The organism is Enterobacter cloacae complex sp. CDL013, from assembly GCF_049238805.1.
Lineage (GTDB): Bacteria > Pseudomonadota > Gammaproteobacteria > Enterobacterales > Enterobacteriaceae > Enterobacter > Enterobacter hormaechei_C.
The window spans coordinates 1-1153 of the sequence record NZ_JBMKGT010000017.1 but is presented as its reverse complement, the minus strand read 5'-3'; the positions used below and the strand labels follow the sequence as shown (position 1 = coordinate 1153).

At 54.5% G+C, this 1153-nt stretch carries 1 protein-coding gene; it reads right to left on the bottom strand.

Features of this window, described 5'->3' with window-relative positions:
- Window positions 1-29: 29 nt before the first annotated feature.
- Window positions 30-1150, bottom strand: a protein-coding gene (locus tag ACOTXD_RS21685; protein WP_126501669.1) for an IS3 family transposase whose coding sequence is annotated in 2 segments (ribosomal slippage) — window positions 30-892 and window positions 892-1150 — 1122 coding nt in all. Because the reading frame shifts where the segments join, the coding sequence is not laid out codon by codon here.
- Between the last annotated feature and the right edge of the window lie 3 nt (window positions 1151-1153).

Sequence of the window (1153 nt, the reverse complement as noted above, 5' to 3'; positions counted from 1 at the left end):
TGACCTGCCCCCAGGATTAGCTACAACCTTCAGTTAGTAATGTCGGTTGGTTTTTCTTCATATTTCCTGTTTCGCCAGTCTGTTGCGAATTCAGCTGGTGTCTGGTAATCCAGCGATGAATGGGGACGGCACTCGTTATAATCCTGCCGCCAGTCATTAATCGTTTTCCGGGCATGAAGAATATCGCGGAACCAGTGTTCATTCAGACACTCATCGCGAAAGCGTCCGTTAAAACTCTCAATAAATCCGTTCTGCGTTGGCTTACCTGGCTGGATAAGCCGTAGTTCCACACCATGCTCAAAGGCCCATTGATCGAGCGCGCGGCAGGTAAATTCCGGGCCCTGATCGGTTCTTATTGTCGCCGGATAGCCCCTAAACAGTGCGATGCTGTCCAGAATACGCGTAACCTGAACGCCTGAAATACCGAAAGCAGCGGTGATCGTCAGACACTCCTTCGTGAAATCATCCACGCAGGTCAGACACTTGATCCTGCGACCGTTGGCCAGTGCGTCCATAACGAAATCCATCGACCATGTCAGGTTCGGTGCATCCGGGCGCAGAAGAGGAAACCGTTCGGTTGCCAGCCCTTTACGGCGTCGTCTGCGTTTTACGCTCAGTCCATTAAGGTGGTAAATACGGTATACCCGCTTGTGATTGACGTGAAGGCCCTCCCGGCTCAGCAGCTGCCAGATGCGGCGGTAGCCAAAACGCCTGCGCTCCAGTGCCAGTTCAGTGATGCGCCCTGATAAATACGCATCCGACGCCGGACGCTGCGCTTCATAGCGGCAGGTCGACAGGGACAAACCTGTCAGCCTGCAGGCACGACGTTGCGACAGACCGGTCGCGCCACACATCAACTCCACGGCTTCCCGCTTCTGGTCTGTCGTCAGTACTTTCGCCCAAGAGCCACCTGAAGCGCCTCCTTATCGAGCATGGCTTCGGCGAGCAGCTTCTTGAGTCGGGCGTTCTCTTCTTCAAGCGACTTCAGGCGCTTAACCTCAGGCACTTCCATACCGCCATACTTCTTACGCCATGTGTAAAACGTGGCATCTGAAATGGCGTGCTTACGGCAGAGCTCACGGGCAGATACCCCGGCTTCAGCCTCGCGGAGAATACTGATGATCTGTTCGTCGGAAAAACGCTTCTTCATGGG